This is a genomic window from Mycobacterium sp. SMC-17 (assembly GCF_045310915.1).
In the GTDB taxonomy this organism is placed as follows: Bacteria; Actinomycetota; Actinomycetes; order Mycobacteriales; family Mycobacteriaceae; genus Mycobacterium.
The window spans coordinates 23,085-45,842 of record NZ_JBJIAK010000035.1 but is presented as its reverse complement, the minus strand read 5'-3'; the positions used below and the strand labels follow the sequence as shown (position 1 = coordinate 45,842).

Below are 22,758 nucleotides of genomic sequence, written 5' to 3'. Positions count from 1 at the left end.
GGGGCATGCCCCCAAGCTAGCGGGTCAGTGGAACAGCATCGGCAGCGCGAGTGCCGAGTCGACCGCCAGCGCGCAGAACACGACGGCGAGGTAGTTGTTCGACTGCAGGAACAGGCGCAGTGGCTTCACCGGCTCACCGCGCTTCACGCCCGAGTACAGCTGGTGCGCCATCACCAGGAACCAGACGCCGGCGACGAGCGCGACGGCCGCGTACAGCCAGCCGGTGGCGAACGCGAGCGCGAGCGTCGTGAGGACCGTGGCCCAGGTGTAGATCAGGATCTGCTTGGTGACCGCGCGCTCGGTGGCGACGACGGGCAGCATCGGCACGCCGGCCGCCTCGTAGTCCTCCTTGTAACGCATGGCCAGCGCCCAGGTGTGCGGCGGCGTCCAGAAGAAGATGATCAGGAACATCACCAGCGCCGGCCACTGGATGGTGCCGGTGACCGCCGACCAGCCGATCATCACCGGCATGCAGCCGGCCGCGCCGCCCCACACCACGTTCTGCGAGGTGCGGCGCTTCAGCAGCAGCGTGTAGACGAAGACGTAGAAGGCGATGGTCGCCAGCGCCAGCAGGCCCGACAGCAGATTCGAGCTACGCCACAGCCACAGGAACGACGTGACCGTGAGCACCAGGCCGAAGATCAGCGCGTTGCGGGTGGGCACCGTCGCGCGGGCCAACGGCCGGCGGGCGGTGCGCTTCATCACCTTGTCGATGTCGGCGTCGGCAACACAGTTCAGCGTGTTGGCGCCGGCCGCCGCGAGCAGCCCGCCGACCAGGGTGTTGAGGATCAACAGCGGCTTGATCGGACCCTGACTGGCCACCACGTCGAAGCGGTGCGCCAGCAGCATCGCCGGGATCGTCGTAACCAGCAGCAGCTCGATGACACGCGGCTTGGTGAGCGCGATGTAGGCCAGCAACGTGTCCCGAACGCGGTTCGGCGACTTGGTCCCCGAAGCAGCGTCGTGCTCGTCAGACGCCGCAGCTCCGGGACCGAAACCGTGTGCCCCGTGGACGGAACGGCGCTCGCGAATGCTCACGCAGATATCTCCTCGGAAGTCACGGCCGCGCAGCCTCTACTACAGACGATGGTAGACCGCGCACCTGAGTGCTCCACACCGCAGGGTGCATTCAGGTGAACGGAAACCCAATGACGGACAGGCCAAAGGTGAAGCGGTCTGCACCACACCAGCGGCGCGCACTAGGGTAGTCATGCAGCTCGCTTGCGATTTGCCGAGCCCGAGACGTCCCTCAGTAGGAGTGCGCCCGTGACCACAGTCGAAGAGATTTCCGAACTCACCCGCCCGCACCACCCGGACGACTGGACCGAGCTGGACTCGGCCGCCGTCGACACCGTGCGCGTGCTGGCCGCGGATGCGGTTCAGAAGGTCGGAAACGGCCACCCCGGAACCGCCATGAGCCTGGCCCCGCTGGCCTACACCCTGTTCCAGCGCCAGATGCGCCACGACCCGTCCGACACCCACTGGATCGGCCGTGACCGCTTCGTCCTGTCGTGTGGACATTCCAGCCTGACGCTGTACCTGCAGCTGTACCTGGGCGGCTTCGGCCTCGAGCTGGCCGACATCGAGGCGCTGCGCACCTGGGGCTCGCTGACCCCCGGCCACCCCGAGTACGGCCACACCAAGGGTGTCGAGATCACCACCGGTCCCCTGGGCCAGGGCCTGGCGTCGTCGGTCGGTATGGCGATGGCCGCCCGCTACGAGCGCGGTCTGTTCGACCCCGACGCCGCTCCCGGTGAGAGCCCGTTCGACCACTTCATCTACGTGATCGCCTCGGACGGCGACATCGAAGAGGGCGTGACGAGCGAGGCGTCGTCGCTCGCCGGCACCCAGCAGCTGGGCAACCTGATCGTGCTGTGGGACAACAACAAGATCTCCATCGAGCACGACACCAACATCGCGCTGTCCGAGGACACCTGCGCCCGCTACCGCGCCTACGGCTGGCACGTGCAGGAGGTCGAGGGCGGCGAGAACGTCGTCGCGATCGAAGAGGCGCTGGCCGCCGCGCGCGCGGTGACGGACCGCCCGTCGTTCATCTCGGTGCGCACCATCATCGGCTACCCGGCGCCCACCAAGATGAACACCGGCGGGGTGCACGGTTCGGCGCTGGGCGCCGACGAGGTCGCCGCCACCAAGAAGGTGCTGGGCTTCGACCCGGACAAGAGCTTCGAGGTGAAGCCCGAGGTCATCGCGCACACGCGTGAACTGGTCGCCCGCGGCAAGAAGGCGCACGACGAGTGGCAGGTCGCGTTCGACGCCTGGGCCGCCAAGGAGCCCGAGCGCAAGAAGCTGCTGGACCGCCTGGAGGCCGGCGAACTGCCCGAGGGCTGGGACGCCGACCTGACGTACTGGGAGCCGGGCAGCAAGGCCGTCGCGACGCGTGCCGCGTTCGGCAAGGTCCTCAACGACGTGGCCGGCAAGCTGCCCGAATTGTGGGGTGGCTCAGCCGATCTCGCGGGCAGCAACAACACCACCATCAACGGGGTGAAGTCCTTCGGCCCGCCGTCGATCTCGACCGAGGACTACACCGCCGACTGGTACGGCCGCGTGCTGCACTTCGGCATCCGCGAGCACGCCATGGGCTCGATCCTCAACGGCATCGTGCTGCACGGCCCGACGCGTCCGTTCGCGGGCACCTTCCTGCAGTTCGCCGACTACATGCGCCCGGCGGTGCGGCTGGCCGCGCTGATGAACATCGACCCGATCTACATCTGGACCCACGACTCCATCGGTCTGGGTGAGGACGGCCCGACGCACCAGCCGATCGAGCACCTGGCCGCGCTGCGCGCGATCCCGAACCTGTCGGTGGTCCGTCCCGCCGATCCGAACGAGACCGCCTACACCTGGCGCACCATCCTGCAGCGCACCCACGGCAACAACCCGACCGGTTTCATCCTGACCCGCCAGGGGGTACCCGTCCTCGAGGGCACGTCGTCGGAAGGTGCGGCGAAGGGTGGCTACGTGCTCGGCGGCGGTAACCCGGCCGACGACGCCGACGTCATCATCATCGCGACGGGCTCCGAGGTGCAGCTGGCCGTTGAGGCACAGAAGCTGTTGGCGGACAAGGACATCGTCGCCTACGTGGTGTCGATGCCGTGCCTGGAATGGTTCGAGGCGCAGCCGAAGGAGTACCGCGACGCGGTGCTTCCGCCCGACGTCTCGGCACGTGTTGCGGTCGAGGCCGGCATCGCGCAGCCTTGGCACAAGCTGGTCGGTGACACCGGCGAGATCATCTCGATCGAGCACTACGGCGCATCGGCCGACGACAAGACCCTGTTCCGGGAGTTCGGCTTCACCGCTGAGGCCGTCGTCGCCGCCGCAGAACGCTCGTTGGACAACTGACAACCGATTCAGAAAAGAGCACCCTCATGACTCAGAACCCGAACCTCGCGGCGCTGAGCGCCGCCGGTGTCTCCGTGTGGCTCGACGACCTGTCGCGTGAGCGGCTGCAGACCGGAAACCTGCAGCAGCTGATCGACACCCGCAGCGTTGTGGGCGTCACCACCAACCCGTCGATCTTCCAGGCCGCGCTGTCGAAGGGCACGGCCTACGACGAGCAGGTGCACGAGCTGGCGTCTCGTGGCGCCGACGTGGACGCCACCATCCGCACCGTCACCACCGACGACGTCCGCAACGCGTGCGACGTGCTGGCCAAGGTGTACGAGGCCACCGGCGGCGTCGACGGCCGGGTGTCGATCGAGGTCGACCCGCGCCTGGCGCACGACACCGACAAGACGATCCTGCAGGCCATCGAGCTGTGGAAGATCGTCGACCGGCCCAACCTGCTGATCAAGATCCCGGCGACGCTGGCGGGCCTGCCGGCGATCACCGCAGTGATCGCCGAGGGCATCTCGGTCAACGTCACCCTGATCTTCTCGGTGGAGCGGCACCGGGCCGTGATGGACGCCTACCTGACCGGGCTCGAGAAGGCCCGCGAAGCCGGCCATGACCTGTCCAAGATCCATTCCGTCGCTTCGTTCTTCGTGTCCCGTGTGGACACCGAGATCGACGCGCGGCTGGAGAAGATCGGCGGCTCGGCGCTGGGTCTGCGCGGCAAGGCCGGCGTCGCCAACGCCCGGCTGGCCTACGCGGCCTACGAGCAGGTCTTCGGCGGCCCGCAGTTCGCGAATCTCAAGGCCGAGGGCGCTCGCGTGCAGCGTCCGCTGTGGGCGTCGACCGGCGTGAAGAACCCGGACTACCCGGACACGCTGTACGTCACCGAGCTGGTGGCCGCCGACACGGTCAACACCATGCCGGAGAAGACGCTGGAGGCCGTCGCCGACCACGGTCAGATCACCGGAGACACCATCACCGGCACGGCTGCGGCCGCACAGGCCGTGTTCGACGAGCTCTCGGCCGTCGGTATCGACCTGGCTGACGTGTTCAACGTCCTCGAGGTCGAGGGCGTGGAGAAGTTCGAGAAGTCCTGGGGCGAGCTGCTCGAGGCCACTCAGGGTCAGCTCGACGCGCTGAAATGAGCGACAGCAGCGGGCGGCCGACGGACTGGGTGAACCCGCTGCGGGACAAGCGTGACAAGCGCATGCCCCGCATCGCCGGCCCGTGCGCGGTCGTGATCTTCGGTGTCACAGGCGATCTCGCCCGGAAGAAGCTCATGCCGGCGATCTACGACCTCGCGAACCGCGGGCTGCTGCCGCCGTCGTTCGCCTTGGTGGGGTTCGCCCGGCGTGACTGGGCCGACGAGGATTTCGGCAAGGTCGTGTACGACGCCGTCAAACAACATGCTCGGACACCGTTCCGGCAGGAGGTCTGGGACCGACTGGCCGAGGGATTCCGGTTCGTGCAGGGCACGTTCGACGACGACGCAGCGTTCCAACGGCTGCGTGACACGTTGCACAAGCTCGACGAGGAACGCGGCACCGGCGGCAATCACGCGTTCTACCTGTCGATTCCGCCGAACGCGTTCCCGCAGGTGTGCGAGCAGCTGTCGACGTCCGGCCTGGCCAACAAGTCGGACGGGTCCTGGAGCCGGGTGGTCATCGAGAAACCGTTCGGTCACGACCTGGCCAGCGCCGAAGCGCTCAACGGGGTCGTCAACAGTGTGTTCCCGGAGTCATCGGTGTTCCGCATCGACCACTACCTGGGCAAGGAGACCGTCCAGAACATCCTGGCCCTGCGGTTCGCCAACGAGTTGTTCGAGCCGGTGTGGAACGCCCATTACGTCGACAGTGTGCAGATCACCATGGCCGAAGACATTGGTCTCGGTGGCCGCGGCGGTTACTACGACGGAGTGGGCGCCGCCCGCGACGTCATCCAGAACCACCTGCTGCAGCTGCTCGCGCTGACGGCGCTGGAGGAGCCGGTCAACTTCTCGCCGCATGAACTGCAAGCCGAGAAGATCAAGGTGCTGTCGGCAACGCACCTGGCCGAGCCGCTGGACGAGACCACGGCACGCGGTCAGTACGCCGCCGGCTGGCAGGGCGGACAGAAGGTGGTCGGGTTGCTCGACGAGGAAGGCTTCTCGAAGACGTCCACCACCGAGACGTACGCCGCCATCACCGTCGAAGTCGACACGCGGCGCTGGGCCGGCGTGCCGTTCTACCTGCGCACCGGAAAACGGTTGGGGCGCAGGGTCACCGAGATCGCGCTGGTGTTCAAGCGGGCCCCGCACCTGCCGTTCGATGCGACGATGACCGACGAGCTCGGGCAGAACGCACTGGTGATCCGGGTGCAGCCCGACGAAGGCATCACCCTGCGGTTCGGTTCGAAGGTGCCGGGTCATCTCATGGAGGTCCGCGACGTCAGCATGGACTTCTCGTACGGTTCGGCGTTCGCCGAGGACTCCCCCGAAGCCTACGAACGACTGATCCTCGACGTCCTGCTCGGCGAACCGTCGCTGTTCCCGGTCAACGCCGAAGTCGAATTGTCCTGGAAGATATTGGATCCCGTGCTCGAACATTGGGCGGCGCAGGACCGCGCCGGCGGCCGGCCCGAGGCCTACGAAGCAGGCACCTGGGGGCCGGAATCGGCGTTCGAAATGTTGCGGCGCACCGGCCGCGAATGGAGGCGGCCGTGATTCTCGAACTGCCCGACACCGATACCGGTGCGATCAACAAGAAGATCGTCGCCCTGCGCGAAGAGGGCGGCGCCATCACCCTCGGGCGGGTGCTGACCCTGGTGGTGGCACCCGACACCGAAGCCATGCTGGAAGAGGCGATCGACGCGGCCAACACCGCCAGCCGCGAACACCCGTGCCGCGTGATCGTGGTGATTCCGGGTGACCGCCTGGCCACCGACGCCCGCCTCGACGCCCAACTCCGGGTGGGCCGCGATGCCGGCGCCAATGAGGTTGTGGTGCTTCGCCTTTCGGGGCCGCTGGCCGGCCACGCCAGCAGCGTGGTGACGCCTTTCCTGCTTCCGGACACCCCGGTGGTCACCTGGTGGCCCGATGTGGCACCGGCGGTGCCGGCGGCCGACCCACTGGGCAAGCTGGCGATCCGCCGGATCACCGATGCCACCAATGGCGAAGACCCGCTGGCGTGCATCAAGAGCCGGCTGGCCGGCTACACGTCCGGGGACACCGATCTGGCCTGGAGCCGGGTTACCTACTGGCGGGCGCTGCTCGCCGCCGCGCTCGATCAGGCACCGTACGAACCGATCACCGAAGCATTGGTGTCCGGGCTGAAAGAGGAACCGGCACTGGACATCTTGGCCGGCTGGCTGGCGGCCTGCATCGACGGGCCGGTCAAGCGCGCGGTCGGCGAGCTCAAAGTCGTGCTGACCCGGCCGACCGAGACCATCACCCTGAGCCGCCCGCAGACCGGTGTCACCGCGTCGCTCACCCGCACCGGCCGGCCGGAGGCCCGCATTCCGCTGGCCCGCCGGGAAGCTCGCGACTGCCTCGCCGAAGAGATGCGCCGGCTGGATGCCGACGAGATCTATCATCGCGCCCTGGTGGGCCTGGACAAGGTTGTTTATGTCTGAGCAGATCATCGAAAAGTACGCCGACGCAGACGCTTTGGTGACCGCGGCGGGAGACCGCCTGGTGTCGGCCATCAACGGTGCCATCGCGGCCCGCGGTGTGGCGTACATCGTGCTGACCGGCGGCGGCACCGGCATCAAGTTGCTCAAGCACGTCGGCGGACATCCGATCGACTGGGCCAAGGTGCACCTGTTCTGGGGTGACGACCGTTTCGTCCCGGCCGACGATGCCGACCGGAACATCAAGCAGGCGCGCGAGGCGCTGTTGGATTCCGTCGCGATTCCGGCCGGGAACGTGCACGCGATGGCCGCCAGCGACGGCGAGTTCGGCGACGACATCGGCGCCGCGGCCGCCGCCTACGAACGCGAGCTGGCCCTGGTCGCCGGGAATGGTTCGCCGACACCGGAATTCGACGTCCACCTGCTGGGCATGGGCGGCGAGGGGCACGTCAACTCGCTGTTCCCGCACACCGACGCGGTGCGCGAGACGGCACGGTACGTCGTCGCCGTCACCGACTCCCCCAAGCCCCCGCCGCGGCGGATCACCCTGACGCTGCCCGCGGTCCGGCGGGCCCGTCAGGTGTGGCTCGTCGTGGCCGGCACCGAGAAGGCCGACGCGGTCGCGGCCGCGGTCGGTGGCGCTGCGGCAGAAGACATTCCAGCGGCCGGCGCCGTCGGCACCGAGGCGACGGTGTGGTTGCTCGACGAGGCCGCGGCAGCGAAACTGTAGCCATGGTCGACAAAGGCGATGGCCGCGCGCGTCCGGTCGGCGGCCGCATCCGGACGCTCACGCAGGCGGCGCTCAACGCCGACGTCACGGTGTCCCAGGTCGACGCACTGCTGGTCGACATGGAAGGCACCCTGGCGACCCTCAGCACGCTGACCGGCGACCTCGACACCACGATGTCGCGGTTCAACGAGACCATCACTCAGATCGACGAACTCGCGCCGCGCATCTTCGGCGTCGTCGACCGCATGGAGGCGATCGTGACGCGTGTCGAGGCCATCGTCGGGGTCGCCGAGACGGTGCTGTCGCCCATCACGGTCACGGAGAACGTCGTGCGCGGCGTCCTGAAGTCGGTTCGCGACTGGGCCTCGTAGGACTACGGCGACGCGAGTCGGTCAGACAGCTGCCGGCGATTGGACGCCGCCCATTGCGCTTCGACGGGCTCGATCCGGCTACGCAAACTGTCGTGCAGCAGGGTGCCGCGTTCGCTGAGGAAGACCCGAACCTTACGGCGGTCGAATTGGTCGACCTCCCGGTATGCGAGTGCCTGGACGACCAGCCGGTCGACCACCCGGGTCAGGGTGGGTCCAGGGGTCGGCGTCAGCGCCTGCAGTTCTGCCATCGTGAGTCCGGCGGCGGCGGCCAGGGCGTCGAGTGCCAGCCAGTGGTCGACGCCGAGCCCGGTGTCGTGAAGTTCGGCATCCAGGCAGGCGGTCAGATTGCGGGCTGCGCGAAGCAGCGTGGCGGTGATCGACGTCGTCATGTCGTGCTGGGACACCGTGCTCGCCATGACCAACTCCTACGTGTTGCCCGCTGGGCCGGGTAGCGCAATACTTTCAATTGAAAATGATGATAGCCGGTCCGCGGACGGTGCGGCAAAGGACGTAATGGTCATGAACTCGCAGGCCACCAGCACTGTCGGCGAGGCATGGCGGGTGGCCATGGTGGTGCCCCTGCAGGGTCCGGGCGGCGTTTTCGGGCCGGCATGTGAAGCCGTCAGCGAGCTGGCGGCCCACGACCTCAACGTCGACGGCGGAGTCCTCGGCCGCGAAGTGCAGATCGAGGTGGTCGACGGCGGGGCCGACCCGCACCTGGTCGCCCGGCGCATCGATCAACTCATCACAACGGGCACGATCCACGCAGTCAGCGGATGGCACATCTCCTCCGTACGCAATGCGCTCGCTCCGGTGATCGCAGGCCGGGTGCCCTACGTGTACCCCGCCCTCTACGAAGGCGGCGAGCGTCGCCGCGACATCTATTGCTGCGGCGAGACTCCGGACCGCCAGATCGCGCCGGCGTTGCGCTGGTTGCGGGAGAACGCCGGGGTGCGGCGCTGGTTCATCGTCGGCGACGACTATGTGTGGCCGCGATCGTCGGTAGCCGCGGTCCGGGAGTATGCCCGCGATCTCGGTCTCGACCTCGTCGGGCACCGGTTCGTGGACCTGGGCCGCGCTGACATGTCGGAGGCCGTCAGGGCGGCCATGGCGTCGGAATGCGATGCGGTGTTGATGCTGCTGGTGGGGCAGGACGCGGTCGAATTCAACCGCGCCTGCGCCGCCCTCGGTGCCGCGGACTCGTTCCTCCGGTTCAGCCCGTTGATGGACGAGAGCATGTTGCTGGGCAGCGGGGCGGACGGCACCCGAGGATTGTTCGTCGCCGCCTCCTTCTTTTCCTCGCTGGTGGGCGCCAACGCAATGGAATTGACAGGCCGCTACCACGACCTGCACGGCCCCACCGCGCCACCGCTGAGCGGTATCGCCGAATCCTGTTACGAGGGACTGCAACTGCTGTCCCGGCTGATTCATCGCTCAGGGCAGTTGACCGACATCGCGACGAGCGATCGGGTCTCGTACGACGGTCCGAGGGGCACCGTGCACTACCGGGCGGACGCGACCGTGCAACCGGTGCACCTGGCCGTGGCCGACGGATACGACTTCGATGTGCTCACCACCCTGACCGCATTGTGACGGCCGATGGTTCAGCCGGCTCGGGTTGACACCGTGCCAACGGGCATTTAATTTCAATTGAAGATATTTCATCTGAATCTTTTTTGAGGTGGCAACCGTGCCCGGTGTCGACGTGGTCCCGGCATCGCCACAGTTGTGTTCCGTCCGTATTCCGTTCGAGCCCTTACCTTTTGAGGAGAACCGCCATGCGCCATGGTGACATTTCGTCGAGCCCGGACACCGTCGGCGTAGCCGTCGTCAACTACAAGATGCCCCGGCTGCACACCAGGGAAGAAGTCCTCGACAACGCCCGCAAGATCGCGGACATGGTCGTGGGAATGAAGTCCGGGCTGCCGGGCATGGATCTCGTGGTGTTCCCCGAGTACTCGACTCAGGGCATCATGTACGACCCCGAGGAGATGTACGCCACCGCGGCTTCCATCCCCGGCGACGAAACCGACATCTTCGCCGCGGCGTGCCGGAAGGCCAAGACGTGGGGCGTCTTCTCCATCACCGGTGAGCGCCACGAAGACCATCCGAACAAGCCGCCGTACAACACCCTCGTCCTCATCGACGACACCGGTGAGATCGTGCAGAAGTACCGAAAGATCCTGCCCTGGTGTCCCATCGAGGGCTGGTACCCCGGAGACACCACCTATGTTTCCCGCGGACCGAAGGGAATGAAAATCTCGCTGATCATCTGCGACGACGGCAACTACCCCGAAATCTGGCGGGACTGCGCCATGAAGGGTGCCGAGCTGATCGTGCGCTGCCAGGGGTACATGTATCCCGCCAAGGAGCAGCAGGTGCTCATGGCCAAGGCGATGGCGTGGGCGAACAACACCTACGTCGCCGTGGCCAATGCGGCCGGCTTCGATGGGGTGTACTCCTACTTCGGGCACTCGGCCATCGTCGGGTTCGACGGCCGCACCCTGGGCGAAACCGGCGAGGAAGAGTACGGAATCCAGTATGCGCAGCTGTCGCTGTCGGCGATTCGAGACGCCCGCCAGAACGACCAGTCGCAGAACCACCTGTTCAAGCTGCTGCACCGCGGCTACTCCGGCGTGCATGCGGCCGGTGACGGCGACAAGGGTGTCGCCGATTGCCCGTTCGAGTTCTACAAGCTGTGGGTGACCGACGCGCAGAAGGCTCAGGAAGTCGTCGAATCGATCACCCGGGACACCGTCGGTGTGGCGGAGTGCCGCGTGGGAAACCTGCCCGTCGAGCGGACCGTCGAGGCGTAAGAGAGCGACGTGCCCTACCTCACCGACATGTTTCACGATCAGAACGCGACGCCGCAGCGCACCAACGACGTCGCCGTGAAATCGGTCGCCCGGTTCGATCCCGATGCCTTCGCCGACCGACTCGGGCAGCGGATACTCGGTCAACCGGAGGCGGTCAGCGCCGTCGCCCGGGCATTGTCGATCGCACATGCCGGTATCGCAGATCCCGGTCGCCCGCTGGCCAGCGTGCTGTTGGTCGGACCGACCGGGATCGGCAAGACCGAACTGGTCCGCCAGGTCGCCGCCGAGATCCGCACCGGGCCCGACGATCTCTGCCGAATCGACATGGCCGCCCTGGCCCAGGAGCACTACGCCGCGTCGTTCTCCGGGGCACCACCGGGATACGCCGGAAGCAAGGAATCCTTCACCCTGTTCGACAAGAACAAGATCGAAGGCGATCCATACACGCCCGGCATCGTGCTCTTCGACGAGGTCGAGAAAGCGGACCCCACGGTGATCCGTGCGCTGCTGCACGTGCTCGACAGCGGCCAGCTGAGGCTCGCGAACGGGCGCGAACGCATCAGCTTCCGCAACAGTTACGTCTTCATGACGTCCAACCTGGGCTCCAAGGCCGTCGCCACGGCCCAGCGCGCACACCGGTGGTCGTCCCGGTGGCGCCGCCATCCGGCGACCCACATGCACGGTCTGGTGACCGCCGCGGTCGAGGAGTTCTTCGACCCGGAGTTCTTCAACCGGATCGACGAAACCGTCGTCATGGAACCCTTCAGCACCTCGACGGCCCGGCAGGTCACCGCGCGCGAAGTGGAGTTGTTCACCGCGCGGCTGGCCCGCGAATCCGTCGAACTGCGTGTCGACGAAACCGTGGTGCAGTTCTTGCAGGACTGTGGGTTCGACCCGATCTACGGTGCCCGTGGGTTGCGCCGAACCATCCGATCCCATCTCATCGCACCGGCCGCCGAGTGTGTACTCCGCGGCCGCACCACACCGTCCGCGCGCATCGTGATCGAGGCGCAGATGATCGACGGATCCGTCGCGGTGACACTGGCCGACCGCGCAGCCTGAGTCGGCTACCCGCTGTTGCGCAGCGCGGTGGCCAACCCGCTCATGGTCAGGAGGATGCCGCGCTGCACGAGTTCGGCGTCGTCGCCCGAGCGGTAGCGGCGCAGCAGCTCGACCTGGAGGTGGTTGAGCGGCTCCAGGTACGGGAACCGGTTGAACACCGACCGGGCGAGGGCCGGGTTGTCCGCGAGCAGGTCGTCGTGGCCGGTGATCAGGGCGTGCATCCGGATGGTGCGCTCATGTTCGGCGGCGATCTTGTCGAACACCCGGTGGCGCAGGGCCTCGTCGTCCACGAGCTCCGAATACCGCGCCGCCAGACCGAGATCCGACTTGGCGAGCACCTGCGCCATGTTGGACAGCACGGTCCGGAAGAACGGCCACTTCGCGTACAGGTCCTGCAGCACCTCGAGGCCGCCGTCGGTGTTGTCGACGAACTCCTCGAACGCGGTCCCCGTGCCGTACCAGCCGGGCAGCATGACGCGCGACTGGCTCCAGGCCAGCACCCACGGGATGGCCCGCAGATCGGCGATCGAGGTGGTCGGCTTGCGGGACGTCGGGCGGCTTCCGATGTTGAGCGCACCGATCTCGCTGACGGGAGTCGAGGCCTTGAAGTACTCGACGAATCCCGGTGTCTCGTGCACCAATTCGCTGTAGGCCCGTTGCGCGCGGGCGGCAAGGTCGTCGAGCACGTCGTAGGCGGGTGCCGCGGCGTCGCCGAGCCCTTCGACGTCGAGCAGCGTCGACTCCAGCGTCGCCGCGAGCAGGGTCTCCAGATTGCGATGTGCGGCATGCGGTTCGGCGTACTTGGCGGCGATCACCTCACCTTGCTCGGTGATGCGCAGCGAGCCCCGCACCGCACCGGGCGGCTGGGCGAGGATTGCGTCGTAGCTCGGGCCGCCACCGCGGCCGACGGTGCCGCCGCGGCCATGGAACAGGCGTAGCCGGATTCCGGTCTTGCGGGCCGATTCCACGAGATCGAGCTCGGCGCGGTAGAGCGCCCAGTTGGCGGCCAGGTAACCGCCGTCCTTGTTGGAGTCGGAGTAGCCGAGCATGACCTCCTGATGGTCGCCCCGGGCGGTGACGATCGACCGGTACAGCGGAATGGCAAGGGCCGCTTCCAGAATGGCCGACCCGCGTTGCAGGTCGTCGATGGTCTCGAACAGCGGCACGATGCCGACCGGGCTGTACGGCTCGGGCCCCGCCGCATCGAGCAGGCCGGCCTCTTTGAGCAGCACCCCGGCCTCGAGGAGGTCGGATACCGACTGACACATCGAGATGATGTAGTTGGGGACGGCCTCGGGCCCGAAGACCTCGACGGCCCGGGCCGCCGCCGCGACGATGTCCAGTTCCTTGCGCGCCAGTTCGGACAGTTGGGCGTCGCGCCCCACCAACGGCCGGCGCGTGGACAGCTCCGCCACCAGGACGGCGACCCGCTCATCTTCCGGCAGCGACGCGTAGTCAGGGTGCACACCGGCCCAGGCCAGCAGCTCGGCCACCACCTGCTCGTGCACTTCGGAGTTCTGCCGCAGGTCCAGGCCACAGAGGTGGAAGCCGAAGACGCGCACGGACTCTCGCAACCGGGCCAGCCGGTCGTCGGCCAGCACGCTGGTGCCGCCGGCGCGCAACGACGCGTCGATGACGTCGAGATCGGCCAGCAGCTCGGCCGGCGTGGTGTACGGCGGCAGGCCGAGGTCCAGCTCGTGCTCGGGCTGCCGGTCGAGGATCTCGGCGGCCGTGGCCGTCAGGCGCCCGCGGAGCACGTGCAGCGCCTGGCGGTACGGTTCGTCGGCGTGGGCCGGTTCGGGATGCTGGTCGGCCAGAGCCTGCAGCGCATCGGTGACCCGGACGAGCCGCGCGGACATCGACAATTCATGTTCCAGCGCAAGGAGTTCGGCGAAGTAGCGGTCGAACGCGGTGAAGGCCGCACTGCCGGTGGCCAGGCGCACCACGTCTGCGGTGACGTTGGGGTTGCCGTCGCGGTCACCGCCGATCCACGAACCGGGCCGCAGGATCGGTGTCTCCAGCAGCGGCTCACCCGGCCAGCGGGCCTGCAGCGCGCCGCGTACCTCCGCGTTGACGCGTGGGATGACATCGAAGAACGCGGCCGGGTAGTAACGCAGCCCGGTGGCGATCTCGTCTTGAATCTTCAACCGCGACAAGCGGATCAGCGCGGTCTGCCACAGCGTGAGAATGTGGCGGCGCAGCTCGGTCTCGATGTCGCGGCCGTCACGCGTCACGTTGTGCCCGTGCAACCGCAGCCGCATCAGGTCGGTGATCCGGTTCTGGGTGTCGAAGATGGTGCGCCGGCGGGTTTCGGTGGGGTGGGCGGTGATCACCGGCGAGACCAGCGCACCGCGCAGCGCATCGGCGACCTCCGCCGCGTCCAATCCCCCGGCCTCGTCCAGCTTGCGGTACGTCGCGGCCAGGCTGCTGTCCTGCGGCGGCTCGCCCGCTGCCACGTGCAGAGCGCGCCGCCGTTCCCGGTGGATGTCTTCGGCGACGTTGGCCAGCAGCGCGAAATGGGTGAATGCCCTGATGACCGGGATCGCCTGATGAATGTCGATGCCGGAGAACAGCGCTGCGAGCTCCGCCCTGTCGATCTCGGAACGACGCACCCGGAACGATTCGACGCGCGCCCGTTCCACCAGATCGAAGACGGCTTCACCGTTCTGCTCGCGCACCGTGTCACCGAGAATTGCGCCGAGCAGGCGGATGTCTTCGCGCATCGGTTCGGTGGCCTCGCGGCCCAGTTCGGTGCGCTGAACCGATCCGATCGGCAGCAGTGTGGTGTCGGGAGCGTTGGGAACCTCGGCCATCACTTCAGTATCGACGCCACGCGCCGTTGGCGCAGAGCACGGCGACCGACCCGGTCACGGGGCACCGACGGGGACGATCGGCGTCGACGACGTGGTGGGTGTGGCCGGGGCGCTCGTACGCGGCGTCGTGGCCGATGGTTTCTGCCCGTCGGGCAACACAATTGGGTGCGAATCGCTGCCGTCGCCGTCCCCGCCTGAGGTGTCTGCATCCACGTTCGGTGGCCAGTCCACCGATGTCGGCGGCCAGGCCTTCGCCGACGAGCTCCCGCCACCCGGTGGCGCGCAGCCCGATCCGGCGCCGAAGTCTCCCGCGCCGGTGCAGTCGGCCCGAGCGACCGGTGCCAGAACCAAGAACCAGACCGATGCCGCGACGCCGACCATTCGTACGACGCTCATAGCTGCAGGATGTCCCCGTAGGCGTTCACGCTGTCGTCGTTCTTGTCGGTATCGATGGTCACCGTGGAGAAGAACCGGATCGCCACCGCCCCGCCGCAGGCGTCGACCTTGACGTGGGCGTCGTGCACGGTGATGCCGCCGGAGCGGCCCTTGAGCGTTTTCTTGCCCAGCACCACATTGGTGATCGTGCCCGGCAGCAGGTTCACCGAGACGTTGCCTTCCAGATCGGCATAGGGGCCGATGGCATTCAGCACGTTTCCGCTGAAGCCGGGGTTGATGCCGATGTCGGCGTCGCCGCCGACGCTGGCACCCTCGCTGAGGTCGACCTGGCAGCCGAGCTGCAGACCCACGATCAACGTCCCGTTGTTGACCGCCGACGAGCCGCTGCCATCGATGGTGGCCTCGGCCCGGCCGGTGACGAAACCTTCTCGCGTGAAAGCCGTCGCGGCCATGTTGGGCACCGAGTTGACGGTCATCTGGGTGAGCGAAACCCCCAGGCGCCAACCGTCTTCGGTGTTGACGGCCTGCCGGACGTCGGCGACCGGGAGCGGATCGGCGCCGGCCACACCAGGGGCCGCACCACCACCGGCCACGCAGAGCAGCACCAGCGCGCCGGAGCCGATACGAAGAACATGCACCACGAGGCGAGATTAAGGGCCGGCGCTATGCGCGCCCTGTCATCGGGATAAGCGCCGGCACAGCACCAGCTGGACGATTCCTGTCAGTAGCTGGGCAAACAGAACCGGCCACGCCCGAGGGGCGTGGCCGGTTCGGAAGTCTGAGGTCAGGCGCCGTACTTGATCTGCAGCGCGATGCCGATGATCGACACCAGCCAGATGCCGGTGATGAAGTAGGTCAGCCGGTCGAGGTTCTTCTCGACCACCGTGGAGCCGGACAGGCTGGACTGCACACCGCCACCGAACAGCGTCGACAGACCGCCACCCTTGGCCCGGTGGAGCAGCACCAGCAACACAACCAACACGCTGGTGATGATCAAAGTGATCTGCAGGGCCAAAATCATGAGCCACAGCTTACCGGGTGGAGTGCCGTGGTCCGGCCACGGTCCGCCGTCGCGTCGCAGCCCGCGCCACAGCCGGTTTGCCAGATTCGCTCAGGAAGTTCGCAGTTCCCGTCCACAACGCCCGGCATCGGCGCACCATGGACTGGTCAACCACTGCTCATCGGGCCTGATTGGAGGCCACCGTGAAAGCGCTCAAGATCGCTTCTGCCGCTTTGCTGTCTGCCGTATTCGCGCTGACGACACCGGCAATATCGCTCGCCGCTCCCAGCGACGACACCTGGGATATCGAGGCGTACGACAACTGCATGAAGAAGACCGTCCGGAATGCCGATCTGTGCTGCATCGAGTCCGGCGGCATCCCCGGCATGGATCCGGAGACCGGGTGCCACGCGCCACCGGCCAAGGCGGCGGACGCCCCGTTGACCACCACGAGCAGACCACTGCCCGGAGGGATCAACAGGGGCAACCTGCCCACGATGGTGCTGGAGCCCGCGAACTAGCCCGTCAAGGCAGTGGCCCGCCGGCGGCGATCGCCGACAGCGTCGCGAACTGCTCACCGTCGAGTGATGCGCCGCCGACCAGCGCACCGTCGATGTCGGGCTTCGCCACGAGCTCGCCGACGTTCTTGGCATTGACCGAGCCGCCGTAGAGCACGCGTACGGTCGCGGCGATCTCGGGTGACGCCAGCTCGCCCAGGGTCGAGCGGATCGCGGCGCACACCTCCTGTGCGTCGCCGGCACTGGCCACGCGGCCGGTGCCGATGGCCCAGACGGGCTCGTACGCGATGACGACGCGGCTGATCTCGTCGGCCGACAGCCCCGCCAGCGAGCCCGTCAGCTGGCCGGTGCAGTGCTCGACGTGGTTGCCGGCCTCGCGGATGTCGAGTCCCTCGCCGATACACACGATCGGCGTCAGGCCGTGCTTGAGCGCGGCCTTGGCCTTGGCGGCGACCAGGGCATCGTCCTCGTGGTGGTAGGTCCGGCGCTCGGAATGCCCGACGACGACGAACGTGCAGCCCAACTTGGCCAGGAACGCGCCGCTGATCTCACCGGTGTAGGCGCCGGAGTCGTGCTGGGACACGTCCTGGGCGCCGTAGGTGAGCAGCAGCTTGTCGCCGTCGACCAGGGTCTGCACGCTGCGCAGGTCCGTGAACGGCGGCAGGACGGTGACGTCGACCTTGGCGAAGTACTTGTCCGGCAAGGCGAATGCGATCTTCTGTACCAGGGCGATGGCCTCGAAGTGGTTGAGGTTCATCTTCCAGTTGCCGGCGATGAGCGGCTTACGCGCCATGGTTTACGACCCCAGCACTTCGATGCCCGGGAGGGTCTTGCCCTCGAGGTACTCCAGCGACGCACCGCCGCCGGTCGAGATGTGGGAGAAGCCGTCCTCGGCGAGTTCGAGCTGGCGCACCGCGGCAGCCGAGTCGCCGCCACCGACGACGCTGAACGCGCCCTTGGACGTGGCGGTGATGATGGCCTCGGCGACGCCCCTGGTGCCGTCGGCGAAGGCCGGGAACTCGAAGACGCCCATCGGCCCGTTCCAGAACACGGTCTTGGCGTTGGACAACAGCGCGGTGAAGCGCTTGACCGACTCGGGGCCGATGTCCAGGCCCATCTTGCCGTCCGGGATGCGGTCGGAGGCCACGGTCTCCGGCGCGGCGTCGGCGGCGAACTTGTCGGCCACCACGATGTCGACGGGGAGGTGGATGACGTCGGCGTAGGTGTCCAGCAGCCGCTTACAGGTGTCGACCATCTCCTCCTGCAGCAGCGAGGTACCGACCGAAAGGCCTTGCGCGGCAAGGAAGGTGAAGCACATGCCGCCGCCGATGATGAGGCTGTCGGCTTTGGTGGCGAGGTTCTCGATGACGGCGAGCTTGTCGGACACCTTCGAGCCGCCGAGCACGACGGCGTAGGGCCGCTCGGTCGAGCTGGTCAGCTGCTCGAGCACCTTGACCTCGGCGTCGACCAGCGTGCCGGCGTAGTGCGGCAGGATGTTCGCGACGTCGTACACCGATGCCTGCTTACGGTGCACCACACCGAAGCCGTCGGAGACGAACGCGCCGGGCGAGCCGTCGGGACCCTCGACCAGAGCCGCCAGCTCGCGGGCCAGGGCCGCGCGCTCGGCGTCGTCCTTGCTGGTCTCGCGCGGGTCGAAGCGGATGTTCTCCAGGAGCAGCACGTCGCCGTCGGTCAGACCCTCGGCGCGCGCCAGCGCGTCGGTGCCGACGACGTCACCGGCCAGCTGGACGTGCCGGCCCAGCTTCTCTCCGAGCGCGGCGGCAACCGGCGCGAGCGAGAACTTGGGGTCCGGTCCGCCCTTGGGCCGGCCCAGGTGCGCGGTGATGACGACCTTCGCACCGGCGTCGGCCAGCGCGGCCAGCGTCGGGACCGAGGCGATGATCCGGCCGGGATCGGTGATGTTGCCGTTCTCGTCGAGCGGGACGTTCAGGTCGGAGCGGACCAGGGCGCCCCGCCCCTCTACGCCTTCGGCCAACAGCTCATCGAGGGTCTTGATGCTCATACCTGTCTTTCTCTCACGTGCGTCTACAGCGACTTGCCGACCAGTGCAGCCAAATCAGCGATGCGGTTGGAGTAGCCCCATTCGTTGTCATACCAGGACACGACCTTGGCTTGGTTGTCGATGACCTTGGTCAGTCCCGCATCGAACAGCGAACTGTGCGGGTCGGTGACGATATCGGACGACACGATCGGCGCGTCGTAGTACTTCAAAATCCCCTGCAGCGGACCCTCGGCCGCCGCCCGCATCGCCGCATTGATGTCCGCCGCACTCGCGGATTTACCCAGCTCAGCGGTCAGATCGGTCACCGACCCCGTAGGCACCGGCACCCGCAACGCATACCCGTCCAACTTGCCCTTGAGTTCGGGCAGCACCAGGCCGATGGCCTTGGCCGCGCCGGTGGAGGTCGGCACGATGTTGATCGCCGCCGCCCGCGCCCGCCGCAAATCCTTGTGCGGCCCGTCCTGCAGATTCTGATCCTGGGTGTAGGCGTGGATCGTGGTCATCAGGCCGCGCACGATGCCGAACTCGTCGTTCAACACCTTGGCGATCGGGCCCAGGCAGTTCGTGGTGCACGAGGCATTGGAGATGATGTTCTGACTACCGTCGTACTTGTCATCATTGACACCCATCACGATCGTGATGTCCTCACCGGTGGCCGGTGCGGAGATGATCACCTTCTTGGCGCCGGCCTCCAGATGCCCGCGGGCCTTGGCCGCATCGGTGAAAATGCCGGTCGACTCCACCACGATGTCCACACCCAGATCACCCCACGGCAGCGCCGCCGGACCGTCCTTGATCGCCAGCGCCTTGATCTTGGTGTCCCCGACGATCAGGGTGTCCCCGTCCGCGCGCACCTCATAGGGCAACCGGCCCAGGATCGAATCGAACTTCAACAGATGCGCCAACGCATCCGTGGAAGTCAAGTCGTTGACCGCGACGATCTCCAGATCGGCGTTCTTCCCCGCTGCCTTTTGCGCATCCAGGGCCCGGAAGAAGTTACGCCCGATACGCCCGAAACCATTGACGCCGATCCGAATAGTCACTGCTGTGCTCCCTCGCCGGTAATCCTGGACAGGTCATGCGGTGAATCCTCAGCCAGCCTAGTGCTGTGACGAACTCCACGCCGGACTCCGACGCGCGGACAGCTAGGCGTCGTCGAGCAGGTCGGGGGTGACGGCGGACTCGGTGTCCGGGATGCCCTCCAGCTTGGCCTTGCGGTCGGCCATCGATAGCAGGCGCCGAATCCGGCCTGCCACAGCATCTTTCGTCATCGGCGGGTCGGCCAACCGGCCCAGTTCCTCGAGCGACGCCTGCCGGTGTTCGACGCGCAACCGGCCCGCGGCCGACAGGTGGTCGGGCACGGTGTCCCCGAGGATGTCGAGCGCCCGTTCGACCCGCGCCGCGGCCGCGACGGCCGCCCGTGCGGACCGGCGCAGGTTCGCGTCGTCGAAGTTGGCCAGCCGGTTGGCGGTGGCACGCACCTCGCGGCGCATCCGCCGCTCTTCCCAATTGAGCCGGGTGTCCTGGGCGCCCATGCGGGTCAGCAACGCGCCGATCGCCTCGCCGTCGCGCACCACCACGCGGTCGCTGCCGCGGACCTCGCGCGCCTTGGCACTGACCCCGAGCCGGCGGGCCGCACCGACGAGCGCCAGCGCCGCCTCCGGTCCGGGGCAACTGACTTCGAGCGCCGACGACCGCCCGGGCTCGGTCAGCGAACCGTGCGCCAGGAACGCGCCGCGCCAAGCCGCCTCGGCGTCGCCGACGCTGCCACCGACCACCTGGGCCGGCAGGCCACGCACGGGCCGGCCACGCAGATCGAGCAGCCCGGTCTGCCGCGCCAGCGCCTCACCGTCCTGCGCGACGCGCACCACATACCGGGTGCTCTTGCGGATGCCGCTGGCCGACAGCACGTGCACGACGGCGTTGTAGCCGTACAGGTCGTAGATGTCCTTGCGCAGCCGCCGGGCGATGCTGCCCAGGTCGACCTCGGCCTCGACGACGACGCGTCCGGCCACGATGTGCAGGCCGCCGGCGAACCGCAGCAGCGACGCCACCTCGGCCCGGCGTGCGGTCACCGAGTTGACGACCAGCCGGCTCAGCTCGTCCTTCACTTCCGAAGTCATCGCCACGAATCGTCACCTCTTGGTCCTTCAGGGGCCGGCTGCTGACGGAGTAATCCGTCGGCCGACCGAGCGGCGGGAGTAGATGGCTCGTATGCGGGCCGGGCCGGTGCGCTGCCACCACGACGCACCCGCTCCAGCGCAGCCGCAAGCCGTGCCGGGTCATGTAAAGGTGTACCAGGTCGGGATACGTCAGCAAACTCGACCTGAGCCTCGAGAAACGACGCCGCCCGGCGCAGTTGGTCGCGTTCCCGTTCGCTGGGGACGCTCGCGGCGTCGACGATGATGTCGTGGACCGTCAGGCCCGGGGCGTGCTGCGAGAGCACGTGTACATGACGCTCCGCGGAGAACCCGGCGGTCTCCCCCGGCTCGGCGGCGAGGTTGAGCACCAGGGCCCGGCGTGCCTCGGTCGCCTGCAGCGCGGCCAGCAGCTGGGGCACCAGCACATGTGGGATGACACTGCTGAACCAGGAACCCGGACCGAGCACCACGAGGTCTGCCGACATGATGGCGTCGACGGCCTGCCGGGTCGCCGGCGGATCGCCCGGCAGCAGCCGGACCCGGCGCACCTTGCCCGGTGTGGTGGCGACCGCGACCTGACCGCGGATCACGCGGCTCATCCGCGGATCGGCCTCGAGCCCCGACACGTCGGCCTCGATCTGCAATGCGATGGGACACATCGGCAGCACGCGGCCCTTGACCCCGAGGATCCGGCCCAGCTCGTCGAGCGCGGCGACCGGGTCGGCCAGCACCTCGTTGAGGCCGGCGAGCAGGAGATTGCCGATCGGGTGACCGGCCAGCGCGCCGCTGCCGTTGAACCGGTGCTGGATGATGGTGGCCCACAGCTGCCCGTGTGGACTGTCGGATGCCAAGGCCGCCAACGCCATTCGCAGATCACCCGGGGGCACGATGTCCAGTTCGGAGCGCAGCCGGCCCGAGGAACCGCCGTCATCGGCGACGGTGACGACAGCGGTGACATGCGGCGTCAGCCGGCGCGCCGCGGACAGCGTCGCGTACAAGCCGTGCCCGCCGCCGAGCGCCACGATGCGTGCGGGAGCCCGATCTTCCGTCATTCGCGCCCCAGATCCCGGTGCAGCACGCGCACGGTCAGGTGGTCACCGCCACGCAGCCGGCCCGCCAGCGCTTCGGCGATCGCGACACTGCGATGCTTGCCGCCGGTGCAGCCGATGGCCACGGTCATGTAGCGCTTCCCCTCCCTGCGATAGCCGTCGATCACAACCCCCAGCAGCCGATGGTAGGTGTCCAGGAACTCGGCGGCGCCCTCTTGTCCCAGCACGTAGTCCCGAACCGCCGGATGCTGCCCGGTATGGGGCCGCAACTCGTCGACCCAATGCGGATTCGGCAGGAACCGGACATCCATCACGGTGTCGGCGTCCATCGGCAGACCATATTTATAGCCGAAACTCTCGACCGTCACGCTCGTGCCGGCGACAGCCTCCCCGCTGAAGGCGCGCTCGATGCTGGCGCGCAACGCCGGCACCGGCAGCGTCGACGTGTCGATGATCAGATCGGCCGTGGCGCGCACCGACTCCAGCAATCTCCGTTCGGCGGCAATCCCTTCCGCGAGCGTCTGGTTGCCCTGCAGCGGGTGACTGCGCCGGTTCTGCTCGTAGCGGCGCACCAGGATGTCGTCGGAGGCCTCCAGGAACAGCACCCGGGGAAACACGCTGCGGGTCGCCAATTCCCGGCGCACGAAATCCAGGTCGCCCGTGAAGCCGCGCGACCGGACGTCCATCACCACGGCCAGCTTGGTGATGCGCGAACCGGCGGCCAGACCCAGCTCGACCATCCGGGTGATCAACTCCGGGGGCAGATTGTCGGCGACGTACCAGCCGAGATCCTCGAGCACCTTGGCGGCGGTGCCGCGGCCGGCACCGGACAGACCCGTGACCAGAACCACGTCGATCTCGCCGGCAGCACCGTCCATCTGA

At 67.7% G+C, this 22,758-nt stretch carries 22 protein-coding genes; 10 read left to right on the top strand and 12 right to left on the bottom strand.

The window, feature by feature from the left end; translation table 11 throughout:
* Positions 1–24 precede the first annotated feature (24 nt).
* Positions 25–1,038: a heme o synthase gene (locus ACJH7A_RS20735; protein WP_346415678.1), complete on the bottom strand. Its 1,014-nt coding sequence runs from the start codon at positions 1,036–1,038 to the stop codon at positions 25–27.
* Between the two features lie 228 nt (positions 1,039–1,266).
* Here ACJH7A_RS20735 and tkt point away from each other — a divergent pair, with 228 nt between their 5' ends.
* Genes tkt through ACJH7A_RS20705 form a run of 6 tightly spaced genes read left to right on the top strand, consistent with a single transcriptional unit; the run spans position 1,267 to position 8,058 of the window.
* The gene (gene tkt / locus ACJH7A_RS20730) at positions 1,267–3,360 is read left to right on the top strand and encodes a transketolase (RefSeq protein ID WP_406802637.1); all 2,094 of its coding nucleotides are present in this window, start codon (positions 1,267–1,269) and stop codon (positions 3,358–3,360) included.
* 26 nt (positions 3,361–3,386) lie between these two features.
* Positions 3,387–4,496, top strand: coding sequence for a transaldolase (gene tal / locus ACJH7A_RS20725; protein WP_406774680.1), 1,110 nt, complete (start codon positions 3,387–3,389; stop codon positions 4,494–4,496).
* Positions 4,493–6,052 carry a glucose-6-phosphate dehydrogenase gene (zwf, locus tag ACJH7A_RS20720; protein ID WP_346415675.1) on the top strand — a complete coding sequence of 520 codons (1,560 nt, stop codon included), beginning with the start codon at positions 4,493–4,495 and terminating at the stop codon, positions 6,050–6,052. Before tal ends, zwf begins: the two co-directional genes overlap by 4 nt.
* Positions 6,049–6,960, top strand: coding sequence for a glucose-6-phosphate dehydrogenase assembly protein OpcA (gene opcA / locus ACJH7A_RS20715; protein WP_406802635.1), 912 nt, complete (start codon positions 6,049–6,051; stop codon positions 6,958–6,960). The genes zwf and opcA overlap by 4 nt, the downstream gene beginning before the upstream one ends.
* Entirely contained in the window at positions 6,953–7,687 is a 735-nt protein-coding gene (pgl, locus tag ACJH7A_RS20710) for a 6-phosphogluconolactonase (protein WP_406802634.1), read from the top strand. The genes opcA and pgl overlap by 8 nt, the downstream gene beginning before the upstream one ends.
* A gap of 2 nt (positions 7,688–7,689) precedes the next feature.
* Positions 7,690–8,058 carry an ATPase gene (locus ACJH7A_RS20705; protein WP_318984562.1) on the top strand — a complete coding sequence of 123 codons (369 nt, stop codon included), beginning with the start codon at positions 7,690–7,692 and terminating at the stop codon, positions 8,056–8,058.
* Between the two features lie 2 nt (positions 8,059–8,060).
* On the opposite strand, the gene ACJH7A_RS20700 is transcribed toward ACJH7A_RS20705, so the two are convergent.
* Complete coding sequence (locus tag ACJH7A_RS20700) at positions 8,061–8,474, bottom strand: MarR family transcriptional regulator (protein ID WP_318984561.1); 414 nt, start codon at positions 8,472–8,474, stop codon at positions 8,061–8,063.
* 103 nt (positions 8,475–8,577) lie between these two features.
* Between ACJH7A_RS20700 and ACJH7A_RS20695 the strand changes: the two genes are divergently transcribed.
* From ACJH7A_RS20695 to ACJH7A_RS20685, 3 genes are all read left to right on the top strand, one after another.
* Positions 8,578–9,651 (top strand): substrate-binding domain-containing protein, encoded by a 1,074-nt coding sequence (locus tag ACJH7A_RS20695; protein WP_406802633.1) that lies wholly within the window; start codon positions 8,578–8,580, stop codon positions 9,649–9,651.
* A 185-nt stretch (positions 9,652–9,836) separates the two neighbouring features.
* Positions 9,837–10,874: an aliphatic amidase gene (locus tag ACJH7A_RS20690; RefSeq protein WP_318984560.1), complete on the top strand. Its 1,038-nt coding sequence runs from the start codon at positions 9,837–9,839 to the stop codon at positions 10,872–10,874.
* Between the two features lie 9 nt (positions 10,875–10,883).
* A complete protein-coding gene (locus ACJH7A_RS20685; RefSeq protein WP_406802632.1) occupies positions 10,884–11,936 on the top strand; it encodes an AAA family ATPase in 1,053 nt (350 codons plus the stop codon).
* A gap of 5 nt (positions 11,937–11,941) precedes the next feature.
* Here the strand turns inward: ACJH7A_RS20685 and ppc are convergent, their stop codons facing one another.
* The 4 genes from ppc to secG all read right to left on the bottom strand — a co-directional run bounded on the left by ppc (position 11,942) and on the right by secG (position 16,166).
* Positions 11,942–14,749, bottom strand: a complete 2,808-nt coding sequence (ppc, locus tag ACJH7A_RS20680) for a phosphoenolpyruvate carboxylase (protein ID WP_406774685.1) — start codon at positions 14,747–14,749, stop codon at positions 11,942–11,944.
* Positions 14,750–14,803: 54 nt separating this feature from the next.
* Complete coding sequence (locus ACJH7A_RS20675) at positions 14,804–15,145, bottom strand: hypothetical protein (RefSeq protein WP_406774686.1); 342 nt, start codon at positions 15,143–15,145, stop codon at positions 14,804–14,806.
* On the bottom strand, positions 15,142–15,750 hold the full coding sequence (locus tag ACJH7A_RS20670) for an MspA family porin (RefSeq protein WP_406802643.1): 609 nt from the start codon (positions 15,748–15,750) through the stop codon (positions 15,142–15,144). The genes ACJH7A_RS20675 and ACJH7A_RS20670 overlap by 4 nt, the downstream gene beginning before the upstream one ends.
* Before the next feature lie 179 nt (positions 15,751–15,929).
* Complete coding sequence (secG, locus tag ACJH7A_RS20665) at positions 15,930–16,166, bottom strand: preprotein translocase subunit SecG (protein ID WP_029105032.1); 237 nt, start codon at positions 16,164–16,166, stop codon at positions 15,930–15,932.
* A 182-nt stretch (positions 16,167–16,348) separates the two neighbouring features.
* On the opposite strand from secG, the gene ACJH7A_RS20660 reads away from it, so the two are divergent.
* The gene (locus ACJH7A_RS20660; RefSeq protein ID WP_212811520.1) at positions 16,349–16,666 is read left to right on the top strand and encodes a hypothetical protein; all 318 of its coding nucleotides are present in this window, start codon (positions 16,349–16,351) and stop codon (positions 16,664–16,666) included.
* Between the two features lie 4 nt (positions 16,667–16,670).
* Here ACJH7A_RS20660 and tpiA read toward each other — a convergent pair whose 3' ends face one another.
* The 6 genes from tpiA to rapZ all read right to left on the bottom strand — a co-directional run bounded on the left by tpiA (position 16,671) and on the right by rapZ (position 22,754).
* Positions 16,671–17,456 carry a triose-phosphate isomerase gene (tpiA, locus tag ACJH7A_RS20655; protein WP_213020316.1) on the bottom strand — a complete coding sequence of 262 codons (786 nt, stop codon included), beginning with the start codon at positions 17,454–17,456 and terminating at the stop codon, positions 16,671–16,673.
* A 3-nt stretch (positions 17,457–17,459) separates the two neighbouring features.
* Positions 17,460–18,686: a phosphoglycerate kinase gene (locus ACJH7A_RS20650; protein ID WP_213020315.1), complete on the bottom strand. Its 1,227-nt coding sequence runs from the start codon at positions 18,684–18,686 to the stop codon at positions 17,460–17,462.
* Between the two features lie 23 nt (positions 18,687–18,709).
* Positions 18,710–19,729 carry a type I glyceraldehyde-3-phosphate dehydrogenase gene (gene gap / locus ACJH7A_RS20645; protein ID WP_212811521.1) on the bottom strand — a complete coding sequence of 340 codons (1,020 nt, stop codon included), beginning with the start codon at positions 19,727–19,729 and terminating at the stop codon, positions 18,710–18,712.
* Positions 19,730–19,831: 102 nt separating this feature from the next.
* Positions 19,832–20,809, bottom strand: coding sequence for a DNA-binding protein WhiA (gene whiA / locus ACJH7A_RS20640; protein WP_029105256.1), 978 nt, complete (start codon positions 20,807–20,809; stop codon positions 19,832–19,834).
* Positions 20,806–21,879 (bottom strand): uridine diphosphate-N-acetylglucosamine-binding protein YvcK, encoded by a 1,074-nt coding sequence (yvcK, locus tag ACJH7A_RS20635; RefSeq protein ID WP_135356418.1) that lies wholly within the window; start codon positions 21,877–21,879, stop codon positions 20,806–20,808. The genes whiA and yvcK overlap by 4 nt, the downstream gene beginning before the upstream one ends.
* Positions 21,876–22,754, bottom strand: a complete 879-nt coding sequence (rapZ, locus tag ACJH7A_RS20630) for an RNase adapter RapZ (protein WP_135356433.1) — start codon at positions 22,752–22,754, stop codon at positions 21,876–21,878. The genes yvcK and rapZ overlap by 4 nt, the downstream gene beginning before the upstream one ends.
* Between the last annotated feature and the right edge of the window lie 4 nt (positions 22,755–22,758).